This window comes from Stenotrophomonas sp. YJH_SMC_17 (assembly GCF_059371655.1).
This window is the reverse complement of sequence record NZ_JCAFUU010000001.1, coordinates 983,240-997,309: the sequence shown is the minus strand read 5'-3', so window position 1 is coordinate 997,309 and position 14,070 is coordinate 983,240. Positions and strand designations below refer to the sequence as shown.

Below are 14,070 nucleotides of genomic sequence, written 5' to 3'. Positions count from 1 at the left end.
CTGTGCTATTCTCGAATCGAACCCCCGTTCAGCGGGTGGGGTAACTGGGTAAGCGAAGCATGAGCGAAGACCGCCAAGGTCGTTCCACGGACACCGGCAAGATCCTCTACTGCTCTTTCTGCGGCAAGAGCCAGCATGAAGTGCGCAAGCTGATTGCGGGTCCGAGCGTGTTCATCTGTGATGAATGCGTGGAGCTGTGCAACGACATCATCCGCGAGGAACTTGAGGAAAAGGCGCAGTCGGCGCGCAGTTCGCTGCCGAAGCCGCGCGAGATCCTCGAGGTGCTCGACCAGTACGTGATCGGCCAGAACCGCGCCAAGCGCACCCTGGCCGTGGCCGTGTACAACCACTACAAGCGCATCGAGAGCCGGCAGAAGAACGACGACGTCGAACTGGCGAAGTCGAACATCCTGCTGGTCGGCCCGACCGGTTCGGGCAAGACCCTGCTGGCCGAGACCCTGGCCCGCCTGCTCAACGTGCCGTTCACCATGGCCGACGCCACCACGCTGACCGAAGCCGGTTACGTGGGCGAGGACGTGGAGAACATCATCCAGAAGCTTCTGCAGAAGTGCGACTACGACGTCGAGAAGGCGCAGCAGGGCATCGTCTACATCGATGAAATCGACAAGATCTCGCGCAAGAGCGAGAACCCGTCGATCACCCGCGATGTGTCCGGCGAAGGCGTGCAGCAGGCCCTGCTGAAGCTGATCGAAGGCACCGTGGCCAGCGTTCCGCCGCAGGGCGGCCGCAAGCACCCGCAGCAGGAATTCCTGCAGGTGGATACCAAGAACATCCTGTTCATCTGCGGCGGCGCGTTCGCCGGGCTGGACAAGGTGATCCAGGCCCGTTCCACCGACGTCGGCAGCATCGGCTTCGGCGCCAAGGTCAAGAGCAGCGAGCGCAAGCAGGAAGTGGGCAAGGTGCTGGCCGAAGTCGAGCCGGAAGACCTGATCAAGTTCGGCCTGATCCCCGAGTTCGTCGGCCGCCTGCCGGTGGTGGCGACCCTGGAGGAGCTGGACGAGCCGGCCCTGATCAAGATCCTGACCGAGCCGAAGAACGCCATCACCAAGCAGTTCAAGAAGCTGTTCGAGATGGAGAACGTCGAGCTGGAGTTCCGTCCGGACGCGCTGTCGGCCATTGCCCGCAAGGCGCTCAAGCGCAAGACCGGTGCCCGTGGCCTGCGTACCATCGTCGAGTCGGTCCTGCTGGACACCATGTACGACCTGCCGTCGCAGGAAAACGTCAGCAAGGTGGTGGTGGACGAGTCGGTGATCGAGCACAAGTCCGAGCCGTACCTGATCTACCAGACCCCTGCGGCCCCTGAACAGAAGGCCGCAGGCGCCGAGTGATCCTTCCAAGTTGTTGATTGGAAAGGATTTTCAAGGAATGCCTTGCATCTGAAAGCCGATGGCCCCATAACGGGGCCATCGGCTTTTTTTGTCTCCGGAAGATGCCCTCCCGGAGGCGGTTTTCCCCTTCCCTGGAGCCCCCATGGCCCGTTCCCCAAGTGAAACCCTCGACCTGCCGGTCCTGCCGCTGCGCGACGTAGTGGTGTTCCCGCACATGGTCATCCCGCTGTTCGTCGGCCGTGACAAGTCCATGCACGCGCTCGAACAGGCAATGGAATCGGACAAGCGCATCCTGCTGCTGGCGCAGAAGTCGGCCGAGACCGACGACCCGCATGCGGCCGACCTCTACCAGGTCGGTACGCTGGCGCAGGTGCTGCAGCTGCTGAAGCTGCCCGACGGCACCATCAAGGTGCTGGTCGAAGGCCTGTCGCGCGTGCAGGTCACCCACGTGGACGAACGCAACGGCTCGCTGCACGGCCAGGCCGTGGAGATCGACGCCACCGACGAGCGCGAAGCGCGCGAAGTCGAAGCGATCGCCCGCTCGCTGATGTCGCTGTTCGAGCAGTACGTCAAGACCAACCGCAAGCTGCCGCCGGAACTGCTGCAGACGCTGTCGGGCATCGATGAGCCGGCGCGCCTGGCCGACACCATCGCCGCGCACATCAGCGTGCGCCTGGCCGACAAGCAGCGCCTGCTGGAAACGCTGGCCGTGGGCGACCGCCTGGAGATGCTGGTCGGCCTGGTCGACGGCGAGATCGACGTGCAGCAGATGGAGAAGCGCATCCGCGGCCGGGTGAAGTCGCAGATGGAGAAGAGCCAGCGCGAGTACTACCTCAACGAACAGATGAAGGCCATCCAGAAGGAACTGGGTGACCTGGACGACGCGCCGGGCGAGCTGGAAGAGCTGGCCCGCAAGATCGCCGAAGCCGGCATGCCGAAGGCTGTTGAAGCCAAGGCACGCAACGAACTGAACAAGCTCAAGCAGATGTCGCCGATGTCGGCCGAAGCGGCCGTCGTGCGCAACTACCTGGAGTGGCTGCTGGGCGTGCCGTGGAAGAAGCGCAGCAAGGTGCGCAAGGACCTCAAGGCTGCGCAGGACACCCTGGACGCCGATCACTACGGCCTGGAGAAGGTCAAGGAACGCATCCTTGAATACCTGGCGGTGCAGTCGCGCGTGAAGCAGATGAAGGGCCCGATCCTGTGCCTGGTCGGGCCGCCGGGCGTGGGCAAGACGTCGCTGGGCCAGTCCATCGCCAAGGCCACCAACCGCAAGTTCGTACGCATGTCGCTGGGCGGCGTGCGCGACGAGGCCGAGATCCGTGGCCACCGCCGCACCTACGTCGGTTCGATGCCGGGCCGCATCGTGCAGAACCTCAACAAGGTCGGCAGCAAGAACCCGCTGTTCGTGCTCGACGAGATCGACAAGATGTCGATGGACTTCCGTGGCGATCCGTCCTCGGCGCTGCTGGAAGTGCTCGACCCGGAACAGAACAACGCCTTCAACGACCACTACCTGGAAGTGGACCTGGACCTGTCCGAAGTGATGTTCGTGGCCACCTCGAACTCGCTCAACATTCCCGGCCCGCTGCTGGATCGCATGGAAGTGATCCGCATCCCCGGCTACACCGAGGATGAGAAGCTCAACATCGCCACCCGCTACCTGGTGCCCAAGCAGATCAAGGCCAACGGCCTGCAGCCGGAAGAGCTGGAGATCGGCAGCGATGCCATCCAGGACATCGTGCGCTACTACACGCGCGAATCGGGCGTGCGCAACCTGGAACGCGAGATCGCCAAGATCTGCCGCAAGGTAGTCAAGGAGATCGCGCTGGCCGGCCCGCAGCCGGCGGCGAAGGCGAAGAAGGGTGCGAAGAAAAAGGCGCTGGTGAGCGTGTCCAGCAAGAACCTGGACAAGTACCTGGGCGTGCGTCGCTTCGACTTCGGCCGTGCCGAGGAAGAAAACGAGATCGGCCTGGTCACCGGCCTGGCCTGGACCGAAGTCGGTGGCGATCTGCTGCAGATCGAATCGACGCTGGTGCCGGGCAAGGGCCAGCTGATCCTGACCGGCCAGCTTGGCAACGTGATGAAGGAATCGGCGTCGGCGGCGCTGTCGGTGGTGCGTTCGCGCGCGGTCGGCTTCGGCATCGACAGCGACTTCCTGCAGAAGCACGACGTGCACCTGCACGTACCCGATGGCGCCACGCCGAAGGACGGCCCGAGCGCCGGCGCGGCGATGGTCACCTCGCTGGTGTCGATGCTGACCAAGGTGCCGGTGCGTGCCGACGTGGCGATGACCGGCGAGATCACCCTGCGTGGTCGCGTCACTGCCATCGGTGGGTTGAAGGAGAAGCTGCTGGCCGCACTGCGTGGCGGCATCCGCACCGTCATCATTCCGGAAGAGAACCGCAAGGACCTGGCCGACATTCCGGCCAACGTCACCCGCGATCTGGAGATCGTGCCGGTGAAGTACATCGAAGAAGTCCTGGACCTGGCGCTGGAGCGTCCGTTGGCACCGAAGAAGGCGCGCAAGAGTGCGCAACGTGTCACGGTGCGCAGCAAGGCCAAACCGAGTGGAAGCGCGCGCGTCAAGCATTGACGCGCGCTGTCCAATGGCCCGAAACCCGCGTCGTTGCTGGCTTTCCAGCTTGCGTGGGGGTAGGGCCACTGGTATAAAAGCAGCACTCGCGAATGAGTGATCGCTGTCAGCGATGACTGAATCGGCGAACCGTTTCCACATGGCGGCCGCATGCAGAAGGCATGCGGTTGCTTCCCTGTCGAATAAGCGGAACCCACCGCCAAAGGAGTTGTAGAGAATGAACAAGACCGAATTGATCGATGCCGTTGCTGAAGCTGCCGACCTGACCAAGGCCGAGTCCAGCCGCGCTGTCGATGCCGTCGTTGCTGCCGTCACCAAGGCGCTGAAGGACGGCGATGCGGTCACCCTGGTTGGCTTCGGTACCTTCCAGGTCCGCGACCGTGCTGCACGCACCGGCCGCAACCCGAAGACCGGCGACACCATCAAGATCGCTGCTTCGAAGAATCCGTCGTTCAAGGCTGGTAAGGCCCTGAAGGATGCTGTAAACTAAGCGGCTCGCTGGGGTGCTTAGCTCAGCGGTAGAGCGTCTCCTTTACACGGAGAGGGTCGGGGGTTCGAAACCCTCAGCACCCACCACAGCACCGCGGTAAACGTTTGAGTGTGGAGCGGTAGTTCAGCTGGTTAGAATGCTGGCCTGTCACGCCGGAGGTCGCGGGTTCGAGTCCCGTCCGCTCCGCCATTCAACGAGGCCTCCGGCCAAAAGCTGGAGGCTTTGTTTTCTTCCCGGTCCAGGCCGGCTGGAAAGCAAAAAAGCAACAACGCGGAGCGGTAGTTCAGCTGGTTAGAATGCTGGCCTGTCACGCCGGAGGTCGCGGGTTCGAGTCCCGTCCGCTCCGCCATTACATCGAGGCCCCCGGCCTGAAGCCGGGGGCCTTGTCTTCTCCCCGGAAAGTTCGGGAAGAAGGCGAAAAGGTTTTTGCAAGAACGGAGCGGTAGTTCAGCTGGTTAGAATGCTGGCCTGTCACGCCGGAGGTCGCGGGTTCGAGTCCCGTCCGCTCCGCCATTGCAGAATTCTTAAGTCCCTGTGAAAAAACTTTGAAAAAAGTGTTCATCGGGCTGGGTTTCCAGGGAGTCTTCGGATATACTGGGCGCCTGCAACGTTTCAGCGCGGAGCGGTAGTTCAGCTGGTTAGAATGCTGGCCTGTCACGCCGGAGGTCGCGGGTTCGAGTCCCGTCCGCTCCGCCAACTCTAAAAGCCCTCGGCGCAAGCCGGGGGCTTTTTCTTTGTGCCGTCGCGAAGCGGTGCGCAGGCCACGCCGGTGCTGCTTTTGGTCCCTGCGGCGAAGCGGGTTACACTGCCGGGCTCGCCAATCAGGCCTTGTGATTCCTCACCATGCTGCAGAAACTCCGCGACAAGACCTCAGGCTGGATCGTCACCGTGATCCTGGGGCTGCTGATGATTCCGTTCCTGTTCGTGATCGACAACAGCTACCTCGGTGGCGTTGGCGCACAGAACGTGGCCAAGGTTTCCGCGCCGCCGACCTGGTGGCGTTCGGCCCCGTCGTGGTGGCCGGTGCGCATGCTGTGGCAGCACCATGAGATCAGCGCGCAGGATTTCCGCACCCGTTTCGAGCAGGAGCGCATGCGTGAGCGCCAGCAGCAGGGCGAGAATTTCGACCCGCGCGCGTTCGAAAGCACTGAGAACAAGCTGGCCGTGCTCGATCAGCTGATCGACGAGCAGGTCGTGCGCCTGGTCGGCGAGCAGGCCGGCGTGGTGATCGGTGATGGCGCGGTGCGCGAGTACATCGCCACCATCCCGGCGTTCCTCGACGCGAACGGCAAGTTCAACGAGAACAACTACCGCCTGGCCCTGGCCGGTGGCAATCCGCCGCGTACCCCTACGCAGTTCCAGGAGCTGGTGCGTGAGAGCCTGCAGCAGTCGGTGATTCCGTCGGGCCTGCAGAACTCCGGCTTTGTTACCCAGTCCGAGACCGAGCGCCTGCTGAAGCTGCTGGGCGAAACCCGCGACGTCGAACTGGCCGCGCTGCCGGAAGTGCCGGCCGATACCGCGCCGGTGACCGATGCGCAGATCAAGCAGTGGTACGACAGCCACGGCAAGGACTTCCGCCAGGCCGAGAGCGTGTCGCTGGAGTACGTCGAACTCAATGGCGCGAACCTGCCGGCACCGACCGCAGCCGATGAAGCCACCCTGCGCAAGCGCTATGAAGACGAGAAGGCGAAGTTCACCTCGCCGGAACAGCGTCAGGCCGCACACATCCTGATCACCGGCGACGGTGCTGAAGCCAAGGCCAACAAGATCGCTGTCGAGGCCAAGGCCGCCGGCGCCGACTTCGGTGCACTGGCCAAGGCCAATTCGGAAGATCCGGGCTCCAAGGACCAGGGCGGCGACCTGGGCTGGGTCGAGCGCGGCGCGATGGTGAAGCCGTTCGAAGATGCGCTGTTCGCTGCCAAGGCCGGTGACGTGATCGGTCCGGTCAAGACCGAATTCGGCTATCACATCATCAAGGTTGCCGCGGTCCGTGGTGGCCAGGGCAAGTCCTTCGAGGAAGTGCGTGACACGCTGGCTGCCGAGCAGCTGAAGGCCGACGGCGAGCGCGGCTTCAACGAACTGGCCGGCCGCCTGGTCGATGCCATCAACAAGAGCCCGAGCGACCTGGCCGGTGCGGCCAAGGAAGTGGGCCTGCCGCTGCAGACCCTGGGCCCGATCACCCGTGCCACCGCCAGCGGCATCGCCGCTGATCCGGCCGTGCTGCGTGCCGCCTTCTCCGACGTGCTGGTGCAGGACGGGACCGCCAGCGATCCGATCGCCCTGGGCGGCGCGACCAACCACAGCGTGGTCATCCGCGTGGCCGCGCATACCCCGGAACAGGCCCTGCCGCTGGACAAGGCGCGTGAACAGGTCATCGCGGCAATCCGTGCCGATCGCCAGCGCCAGGCCAGCGACAAGGCGGCCGATGCCGTGCTGGCCAAGCTGAAGGCGGGGGCCACGCTGCAGTCGCTGGCCGCCAGCGAGAAGCTGCAGCTGAGCCCGATGCCGGGCCTCCCGCGCAGCCAGCCGGTGCCGACCCCGGAAATCAACCGCGCGATCTTCAGCGCGCCGGTGCCGGCCGAGGGCAAGCCGAGCTACGGCAAGGTCGACGTCAACGGCCACGCGCTGCTGTTCGCGGTGAACAAGGTCAACCCGGGCGACATCAAGGAAGTGACTGCCGAGCAGCAGAAGCAGCTGAAGGACCAGCTGAGCCAGATCGACGGCATGGCTGCTGCGAAGGGCTACATCGAGACGATGCGCAAGAAGTTCGTGATCCAGACCACCGAAGCGAACCTGTAAGCCTCGCGGCGGGCAGGACGAGAAAGGCCCGGCAATGCCGGGCCTTTTTTGTTGGGGGAGACGGTGGACATTGAACTGTAGAGCCGAGCCCATGCTCGGCCTGTCATGAACCCCGGCAGGGCGCGGACATGAAAAAGCCGAGCATGGGCTCGGCTCTACAGGGAGGCGCTGGCTCGCGCGCGTCAGTCCTCGACGCGCAGCACCGCGCCCGGCTTCAGCACGCTGCTGCCGCTCAGGCCGTTCAGGGACAGCAGCGCCTTCACCGGCATGCCGTAACGGCGGGCGATGGTCCAGGCCGACTCGCCATCGCGCACGGTGTGGCGACGGTTGCGGGGACGATCGGCGATCGCGGCAACGGTCTTGGCGACCTGCGGCGTCGGTGTGGCCGAAGCGACCGGTGCGGCGCTGGCGACCAGCGCGGTCGCGGCCTCCGTTGCCGTCGCATTTGCGGCCGAGACCGGTGCCAGTACGCGGGTGGTGCCGGAGGCGCGGCCCCCGCTGGCCAAGGCCGGGTTGAGGCGGGCGATCCTGGCCGGGTCCAGGGCGCGCTGTGCGGCCCACTGCTGGACGCTGGTGCCTGCGGGCAGGGTATGGTCCTTCAGCACTGGCACGGTGCGGTCCAGCGAGGCCATCACGCCCGGCTGGTCTTCCACGTCTTCCAGCACGCAGGCCAGGGCATGCAGCTTCTCGACGTAGGCGTGGGTGACCGGCGACAGGCCGGGCAGCGCCGAAGGCTTGGCGTTCTGCGCGTTCATGCCGGCCTTGCGCATGGACTGCAGCACGCGGTACTCACCGGCGTTGTAGGCCATGGTGGCCAGGCGCCAGTCGCCGCCGAACATGCCGTGCAGGGTCTTCAGGTAGCGAACCGCGGCCTGGGTCGAGTCGACCGCCGACAGGCGGCCGTCATAGCCGTTGGCCATCGGCACGCGGTGGTTGCGCGCGGTGGTGGCGATGAACTGCCACAGGCCGGTCGGGCCGCTGCCGTTGCGGGCATTGGGCCGGTAGCCGCTTTCCACGAACGGGATCAGCGCGAATTCGGTGGGCAGGTTGGCCTTGCGCAGCTCTTCGACCACGTAGCCGAACAGCACCAGCGCATCGTCATCCTGGTTGGCCAGGCGCGAGGGGGCGTGGGCGAACTGCTTCTGCCAGCGCGGGCTGGTGGCCTCCGCGTCACAGCTGGGTTCGGCCAGGCCGTCGCGGAAGCTGGTGAAGATATCCTGCCCGTTGCGCACCGAGGCCGCCGGCAGCGCGGACGGATCCAGCGGCAGGGCCGCGGCGGCGGTCAGGTTCTGGCTGATGCCGGCGCCCAGCGACTGTGCGCCCGCGGTTCCGGCCAGCCCCAGGACAAGGCCCAGGGCCAGCGGCAGACTTCGGCGCATCATGCGCGGAAGCCGTCTTTCCAGTGCCGGAGACCGGCCATCACGTCGACGTCGTCCACGACGTCACGGCCCAGGTGTGCGGATACCGACGCACGGATCGGCGCCGCGTGCACACGCAGGAAGGGATTGCAGTCGAATTCGTTGGCCAGGGTTACCGGCAGGGTGGAACGGTCATCGCGGCGCATGGCCAAAGCCTCCTCTTGGCGCTGCCACAGGGCAGCGTTGGCGGGGTCGACATGCCGCGCGAAGACGGCATTTGACACGGTGTACTCGTGGGCGCAACAAAGCAGCAGTTGCGCGGGCAAGGTACCCAGCTTGCGCATCGATGCCAGCAGCTGGGACGGCGTACCTTCGAACAGACGTCCACAGCCCAGGCTGAACAACGAATCTCCGCTGAAAAGATGTTCAGCGGTGTGAAACGCGATGTGGCTGCGGGTATGCCCGGGCACGGATAGTACGTGGAACATCTGCCCCAGTGCCTGAACGCGTTCACCTTCACCGACCCGCTCGGTCGCGGTGGGAATGCGCTCTTCGACCGGCGCGATGACCCGCGCGTCGGGGAAACGCGCGCGCAGCTCCGGCACGCCACCGATGTGGTCGTCGTGGTGGTGGGTGAGCAGGATCGTGTCCACGCGCAGGCCCTGATCGGCCAGCGCAAGCACCGGCGCAGCATCGCCCGGGTCAATGACCACGGCGGCGCCATCGTCGTCGATCAGCGTCCAGATGTAGTTGTCCGCAAATGCGGGCAGGGCAGTCAGTCGCATAGAATTGGACCATGCCCGCGTTGCAGAGCACCCGTCAAGCGAGCCAGACCCCGTGGTTCGACAGCGAGCCGGCGGCGGCCCTGCGCGTTCTGGAACGGCAGTTGCTGCTGCCGCAGCTGTCGGTGCTGCCGACGCAGCCCTGGCTCTGGATCGCGCCGAGTGCGGCTTGGCTGGAGGACGCGCAGTTGGGTGGGCGCGGCCTGCGCCTGTACCGGCAGGGGCAGGGCTATGCCGGCGATAGCCGCTGCGCGCTGCCCTTGCCCCTGGCCAACGAGAGCGTCAATGCGATCGTGCTGCAGCATGTCACCACAGGCGATGCCGACCAGCTGCTCGACGAGTGCGAGCGCGTGCTGATGCCGGGCGGGCATTTGTGGCTGAGCAGCCTCAACCCGTTCAGCCCGTACCGCACGCACTGGCGCCGGCATGGGCTGGTCGTGCGCACCCCGCAGCGGATCCGCCTGCTGCTCGGCCGCCATGGCCTGGAGTGCGACGATGTGCATTACCTCGGCCCGCTCTGGCGGGGTGCCGGCAGCCGGCGTCCGGGAGGCTGGGCACCGCTGCGCGCCGCCTGCCTGTTCCACGCGGAAAAACGCACGCTGGCCCTGCCCGGGCCAAAACCGTTGCCGGTGCGCTGGCACGGCACCGTTGCCACCTGATTCTGGAGTTGTATTGAAAACCATCGAAATCCACACCGACGGATCCTGCCTCGGCAATCCCGGCCCCGGCGGCTGGGCCGCGTTGCTGCGCTACAAGGGCCATGAGCGCGAGCTCAGTGGCGGTGAAGCGCACACCACCAACAACCGGATGGAGCTGATGGCGGCCATTTCAGGGCTGGAGACGCTCACCGAGCCGTGCAACATCGTGCTCTACACCGACTCGCAGTATGTGCGGCAGGGCCTGACCCAGTGGATGCCGGGCTGGATCCGCAAGAACTGGAAGACCGCCGGCGGCGACCCGGTGAAGAACCGCGAGCTGTGGGAGCGCCTGCATGCGGCCACGCTGCGGCACCAGATCGACTGGCGCTGGGTGAAGGGGCATTCCGGCGATCCGGACAATGAACGCGTGGATACCCTGGCACGCAACGCGGCCATCCAGGTCCGCGACTCGAGCCCGGTAAACTGAGCCCATGCGTCAGATCATCCTTGATACCGAAACCACCGGCCTGGAATGGAAGAAGGGCAACCGCATCGTCGAAATCGGCTGCGTGGAGCTGTTCAAGCGCCGCCCGACCGGCAACAACTACCACCAGTACATCAAGCCGGACTGCGAGTTCGAACAGGGCGCGCAGGAAGTCACCGGCCTGACCCTGGAGTTCCTTGCTGACAAGCCGGACTTCGCGCAGATCGCCGACGAGTTCCTGGCCTTCATCGATGGCGCCGAGCTGATCATCCACAACGCGGCGTTCGACCTGGGCTTCCTCGACAACGAGCTGTCGCTGCTGGGGCCGCAGTACGGGAAGATCACTGACCGCTGCACCGTGATCGATACGCTGGTGATGGCGCGCGAGCGCTTCCCGGGCCAGCGCAACTCGCTGGATGCGCTGTGCAAGCGGCTGGGCGTGGACAACTCGCACCGTGCGCTGCACGGCGGCCTGCTCGATGCGCAGATCCTGGGCGATGTCTATATCGCGCTGACCTCGGGCCAGGAAGAGATCGGCTTTGGCCTGGAAGATGAGGGCGGGGCGGCAGGCGCTGCGCTGCTGGCCTTCGACCACAGCAAGCTGCTGCCGCGCCCGCGCGTGGTGGCCACGCCGTCGGAACTGGAAGCGCACAATGCGCGCCTGGAGCGGCTGCGCAAGAAGGCTGGCCACGCGTTGTGGGATGGCCCGAAGGTGGAAGAACCCGCCAGCGCCTGATCATCCACGCATGGCGTGGATCCACTGTAGAGCCGAGCCCATGCTCGGCTCGTGCGCGAGGCTCAGTGGCAGCGCACCAGGATCACGCTGATGTTGTCGCGGCCGCCGCCATCGAGTGCGGCCGCCACCAGTGTGTCCACGCATTCCTGCGCGCTGGCATCGTCGAATGCCAGGGTGCGGGCGATGCCGCGGTCGTCCACTTCCTCGGTCAGGCCGTCACTGCACAGCAGCAGCTGCATGCCCGGGCGCAGCTCACCGCTGGTGGTGGCCACGTTCAGATGCGCCGGGTCGGTCACGCCCAGCGCCTGGGTGACCACGTTGCGGTGCGGATGTGCGCGCGCCTGTTCGGCGGTCAGGTTGCCCTGCGCGACCAGTTCCTGCACCACGCTGTGGTCCTGGCTGAGCTGCGCAAGCTGGCCGTCGCGCCACAGGTAGGCGCGGCTGTCGCCGACCCACGCCACTTCATAGCGATTGCCCTGCACGCGCGCGGCAACCACGGTGGTGCCCATCGGCAGCGTGTCGTTGCGTCGGCGCGAGGCGCGGATGATCTCTTCGTCCGCAGTGCGGATGGCCTGCGCCAGCGGCGCGCCGCGGCGGATCTCGCGCACGATGGTTTCGCGTGCCAGCGCGCTGGCCACTTCGCCGCAGGCGGGCCCGCCCATGCCGTCGGCCACCAGCCACAGGGCCAGCTCGCTGTCACCGTAGTAGGTGTCCTCGTTGAGCTCGCGGCGCATGCCGGGGTGGGTGAGGTGTCCGAATTCGATCATGGTGGGCAGGGGCGGGGTATTGCGGGGAGACAGGCATCATCGGGGGGCAGCAGACATCCGGCAAGGCATGCACTCAGGAAATTTTCACTTCATGGGCCGGAATGACTTGTCGTCGGCCTCACTTCCTCGTATCATGCGCGTCCCCGGTCCGCCGGGGACCACCCGGAGAGGTGGCAGAGTGGTTGAATGTACCTGACTCGAAATCAGGCAGGCGTTTATAGCGCCTCGGGGGTTCGAATCCCCCCCTCTCCGCCAGATAAAAGAAAAGGGCTGCCGAAAGGCAGCCCTTTTCTTTTATCTGGCGCGGGACGCGACGCGCGTTTCGCGCGTCGCCCCACACGTTGCTGTGCAACGCGTGGGGCCCTCCCTTTGCCTGCCTCTCCCCGCCCCCGTCGGGGCAGCCCCTCGACAGGGGGGGGCTTGTTCCTCCAGATGCATCAGCAGATCCACGCCATGCGTGGATGCTCCTGCTGCCGGGCTGAACCATCCACGCATGGCGTGGATCTACCTGTCCCATCGCGAGCCGCGGGTTAAACTGCACGCATCACCTGCTGGAGCTTCTCCCCATGACCGCTGAAATCCTCGTCCCCGTTTCCTTCGGCGAGCTGCTGGACAAGATCTCGATCCTGCAGATCAAGTCCGAGCGCATCAGCGACGAGGGCAAGCTGGCCAACGTGCGCAAGGAACTGTCGGCGCTGGAGCAGACCTGGATGGCACACCCGGCAGCGGTGAAGGACATCGCCAAGCTGCGCGCCGAGCTGAAGGCGGTCAACGAACAGCTGTGGGACATCGAGGACGACATCCGCCTGAAGGAGAAGGCGCAGGCCTTCGACCAGGGATTCATCGACCTGGCGCGCAGCGTCTACCTGCGCAACGATGAGCGCGCGCGGATCAAGAAGGCGATCAACCTGGCGCTGGGTTCGGCGTACGTGGAAGAGAAGTCCTATCAGGACTACGCGCAGCGCGGGTGAGGTGGAACCGCCGGGCGTGGCCCGGCGCTACCGATGATCCGTCGACTCAGGTGAGGTGGTCCGCCACGTATCGTTCGAATGCGGCGATGCCGTCTTCAACGGTGATCAGTTCCATCACATCGTCGAACTCGATCTTGGTGCCCCACTTCAGGTCGGCGGCCTGCTTTGCCAGGTACTTGCGCGCGGCATCGTCGTAGCGGTCCACGCAGTAGCGACGGTCCGAATACGGGCCGCTGCGGTTCGGGTTGCTGGCTGCGTGCAGGCCCAGCACCTTGGTACCCATCGCGTTGGCGATGTGCATCGGGCCCGAGTCCGGGGTCATCACCAGGGTGGCGCGGGCGAGCAGGGCGGGCAGCTGCTTGAGCGTATCCTTGCCGACCAGGTCCAGTGCCGGCGTGTGCAGTTGCGCCTGGATGGCATCGGCCATGCGGCGCTCCAGTTCGCTGCGGCCACCGCACAGCACCACCTGCCAGCCGCGTTGCGCGGCATGGTTGGCCACGGCGGCGTAGCGGTCGGCGTACCAGTTGCGGCGCACGTGGCTGGAACAGGGCGAGATCATCAGCACCGGGCGGCCATCGTCTTGCCACTGCGCGGCGGCCCACTCGAAGGCGGACGGCGGCACGGCCAGATCCCAACTGACCCCGGTCTGGCGCAGGCCCAGCGGCTCGCAGAAGCTGCCGATGGCATCCAGCACATGGATGCCCGGACGATCAGGGATGCGCTCGTTGATGAAGAGCCCATGCAGGTCCTTGGAGCGGCTGCGGTCGTAGCCGATGCGGCGCTCGGCCGGAATGAAGGCCGACAGCAGGTTGGCGCGGAATGCCACCTGCATCTGCAGCAGTGCTTCAAAACGCCCCGGTGGCAGCTGTTTGCGCAGCTCCTTGACCCCGGCCATGCCGCTCTTCTTGTCGTAGGCGTGGAAGGTGACGCCGGGCAGGCCGTCGAGCAGCTTGTGCCCGACCTTGTCGATGATCCAGTGGATCGGCGTGTCCGGGCGCGCAGCCTGCAGGGTGCGCACCAGGGGCACCACGTGGGTGACATCGCCGAGTGCGGACAGGCGCAGGAGGCACAAGGAGGAGGACGCTGATGCCATGTGTTGTTAG

At 65.7% G+C, this 14,070-nt stretch carries 12 protein-coding genes and 6 tRNA genes; 14 read left to right on the top strand and 4 right to left on the bottom strand.

Annotated elements, in window-relative coordinates; genetic code table 11:
• Positions 1-59 precede the first annotated feature (59 nt).
• The 9 genes from clpX to AC5P8Z_RS04715 all read left to right on the top strand — a co-directional run bounded on the left by clpX (position 60) and on the right by AC5P8Z_RS04715 (position 7,231).
• On the top strand, positions 60-1,349 hold the full coding sequence (gene clpX, locus AC5P8Z_RS04755; RefSeq protein ID WP_004154600.1) for an ATP-dependent Clp protease ATP-binding subunit ClpX: 1,290 nt from the start codon (positions 60-62) through the stop codon (positions 1,347-1,349).
• A gap of 142 nt (positions 1,350-1,491) precedes the next feature.
• On the top strand, positions 1,492-3,942 hold the full coding sequence (gene lon, locus AC5P8Z_RS04750) for an endopeptidase La (protein ID WP_164082263.1): 2,451 nt from the start codon (positions 1,492-1,494) through the stop codon (positions 3,940-3,942).
• A 217-nt stretch (positions 3,943-4,159) separates the two neighbouring features.
• The gene (locus AC5P8Z_RS04745) at positions 4,160-4,432 is read left to right on the top strand and encodes an HU family DNA-binding protein (RefSeq protein WP_004146343.1); all 273 of its coding nucleotides are present in this window, start codon (positions 4,160-4,162) and stop codon (positions 4,430-4,432) included.
• Between the two features lie 11 nt (positions 4,433-4,443).
• Positions 4,444-4,518, top strand: a tRNA-Val gene (locus AC5P8Z_RS04740).
• Positions 4,519-4,544: 26 nt separating this feature from the next.
• Positions 4,545-4,621, top strand: a tRNA-Asp gene (locus AC5P8Z_RS04735).
• A gap of 83 nt (positions 4,622-4,704) precedes the next feature.
• Positions 4,705-4,781, top strand: a tRNA-Asp gene (locus AC5P8Z_RS04730).
• Between the two features lie 87 nt (positions 4,782-4,868).
• A tRNA-Asp gene (locus AC5P8Z_RS04725) sits at positions 4,869-4,945 on the top strand.
• A 106-nt stretch (positions 4,946-5,051) separates the two neighbouring features.
• Positions 5,052-5,128, top strand: a tRNA-Asp gene (locus tag AC5P8Z_RS04720).
• Positions 5,129-5,275: 147 nt separating this feature from the next.
• Complete coding sequence (locus AC5P8Z_RS04715; RefSeq protein WP_495228273.1) at positions 5,276-7,231, top strand: peptidyl-prolyl cis-trans isomerase; 1,956 nt, start codon at positions 5,276-5,278, stop codon at positions 7,229-7,231.
• A 182-nt stretch (positions 7,232-7,413) separates the two neighbouring features.
• Here the strand turns inward: AC5P8Z_RS04715 and AC5P8Z_RS04710 are convergent, their stop codons facing one another.
• Both AC5P8Z_RS04710 and gloB read right to left on the bottom strand, forming a co-directional pair.
• On the bottom strand, positions 7,414-8,613 hold the full coding sequence (locus tag AC5P8Z_RS04710; RefSeq protein ID WP_164082261.1) for a transglycosylase SLT domain-containing protein: 1,200 nt from the start codon (positions 8,611-8,613) through the stop codon (positions 7,414-7,416).
• Positions 8,610-9,374: a hydroxyacylglutathione hydrolase gene (gene gloB / locus AC5P8Z_RS04705; RefSeq protein ID WP_164082260.1), complete on the bottom strand. Its 765-nt coding sequence runs from the start codon at positions 9,372-9,374 to the stop codon at positions 8,610-8,612. The genes AC5P8Z_RS04710 and gloB overlap by 4 nt, the downstream gene beginning before the upstream one ends.
• Positions 9,375-9,385: 11 nt before the next feature.
• Here gloB and AC5P8Z_RS04700 point away from each other — a divergent pair, with 11 nt between their 5' ends.
• Genes AC5P8Z_RS04700 through dnaQ form a run of 3 tightly spaced genes read left to right on the top strand, consistent with a single transcriptional unit; the run spans position 9,386 to position 11,229 of the window.
• Positions 9,386-10,030, top strand: coding sequence for a class I SAM-dependent methyltransferase (locus tag AC5P8Z_RS04700; RefSeq protein WP_495228270.1), 645 nt, complete (start codon positions 9,386-9,388; stop codon positions 10,028-10,030).
• 13 nt (positions 10,031-10,043) lie between these two features.
• Entirely contained in the window at positions 10,044-10,496 is a 453-nt protein-coding gene (rnhA, locus tag AC5P8Z_RS04695; protein ID WP_004154603.1) for a ribonuclease HI, read from the top strand.
• Between the two features lie 4 nt (positions 10,497-10,500).
• On the top strand, positions 10,501-11,229 hold the full coding sequence (dnaQ, locus tag AC5P8Z_RS04690) for a DNA polymerase III subunit epsilon (RefSeq protein ID WP_164082258.1): 729 nt from the start codon (positions 10,501-10,503) through the stop codon (positions 11,227-11,229).
• Positions 11,230-11,291: 62 nt separating this feature from the next.
• Here dnaQ and AC5P8Z_RS04685 read toward each other — a convergent pair whose 3' ends face one another.
• The gene (locus AC5P8Z_RS04685; protein ID WP_010483871.1) at positions 11,292-11,996 is read right to left on the bottom strand and encodes a PP2C family protein-serine/threonine phosphatase; all 705 of its coding nucleotides are present in this window, start codon (positions 11,994-11,996) and stop codon (positions 11,292-11,294) included.
• Between the two features lie 164 nt (positions 11,997-12,160).
• Here AC5P8Z_RS04685 and AC5P8Z_RS04680 point away from each other — a divergent pair.
• Both AC5P8Z_RS04680 and AC5P8Z_RS04675 read left to right on the top strand, forming a co-directional pair.
• Positions 12,161-12,251: transfer RNA gene (locus tag AC5P8Z_RS04680), tRNA-Ser, on the top strand.
• 311 nt (positions 12,252-12,562) lie between these two features.
• A complete protein-coding gene (locus AC5P8Z_RS04675) occupies positions 12,563-12,967 on the top strand; it encodes a DUF6165 family protein (protein ID WP_164082466.1) in 405 nt (134 codons plus the stop codon).
• 46 nt (positions 12,968-13,013) lie between these two features.
• Here the strand turns inward: AC5P8Z_RS04675 and AC5P8Z_RS04670 are convergent, their stop codons facing one another.
• Complete coding sequence (locus tag AC5P8Z_RS04670; protein WP_495228268.1) at positions 13,014-14,060, bottom strand: glycosyltransferase family 9 protein; 1,047 nt, start codon at positions 14,058-14,060, stop codon at positions 13,014-13,016.
• Between the last annotated feature and the right edge of the window lie 10 nt (positions 14,061-14,070).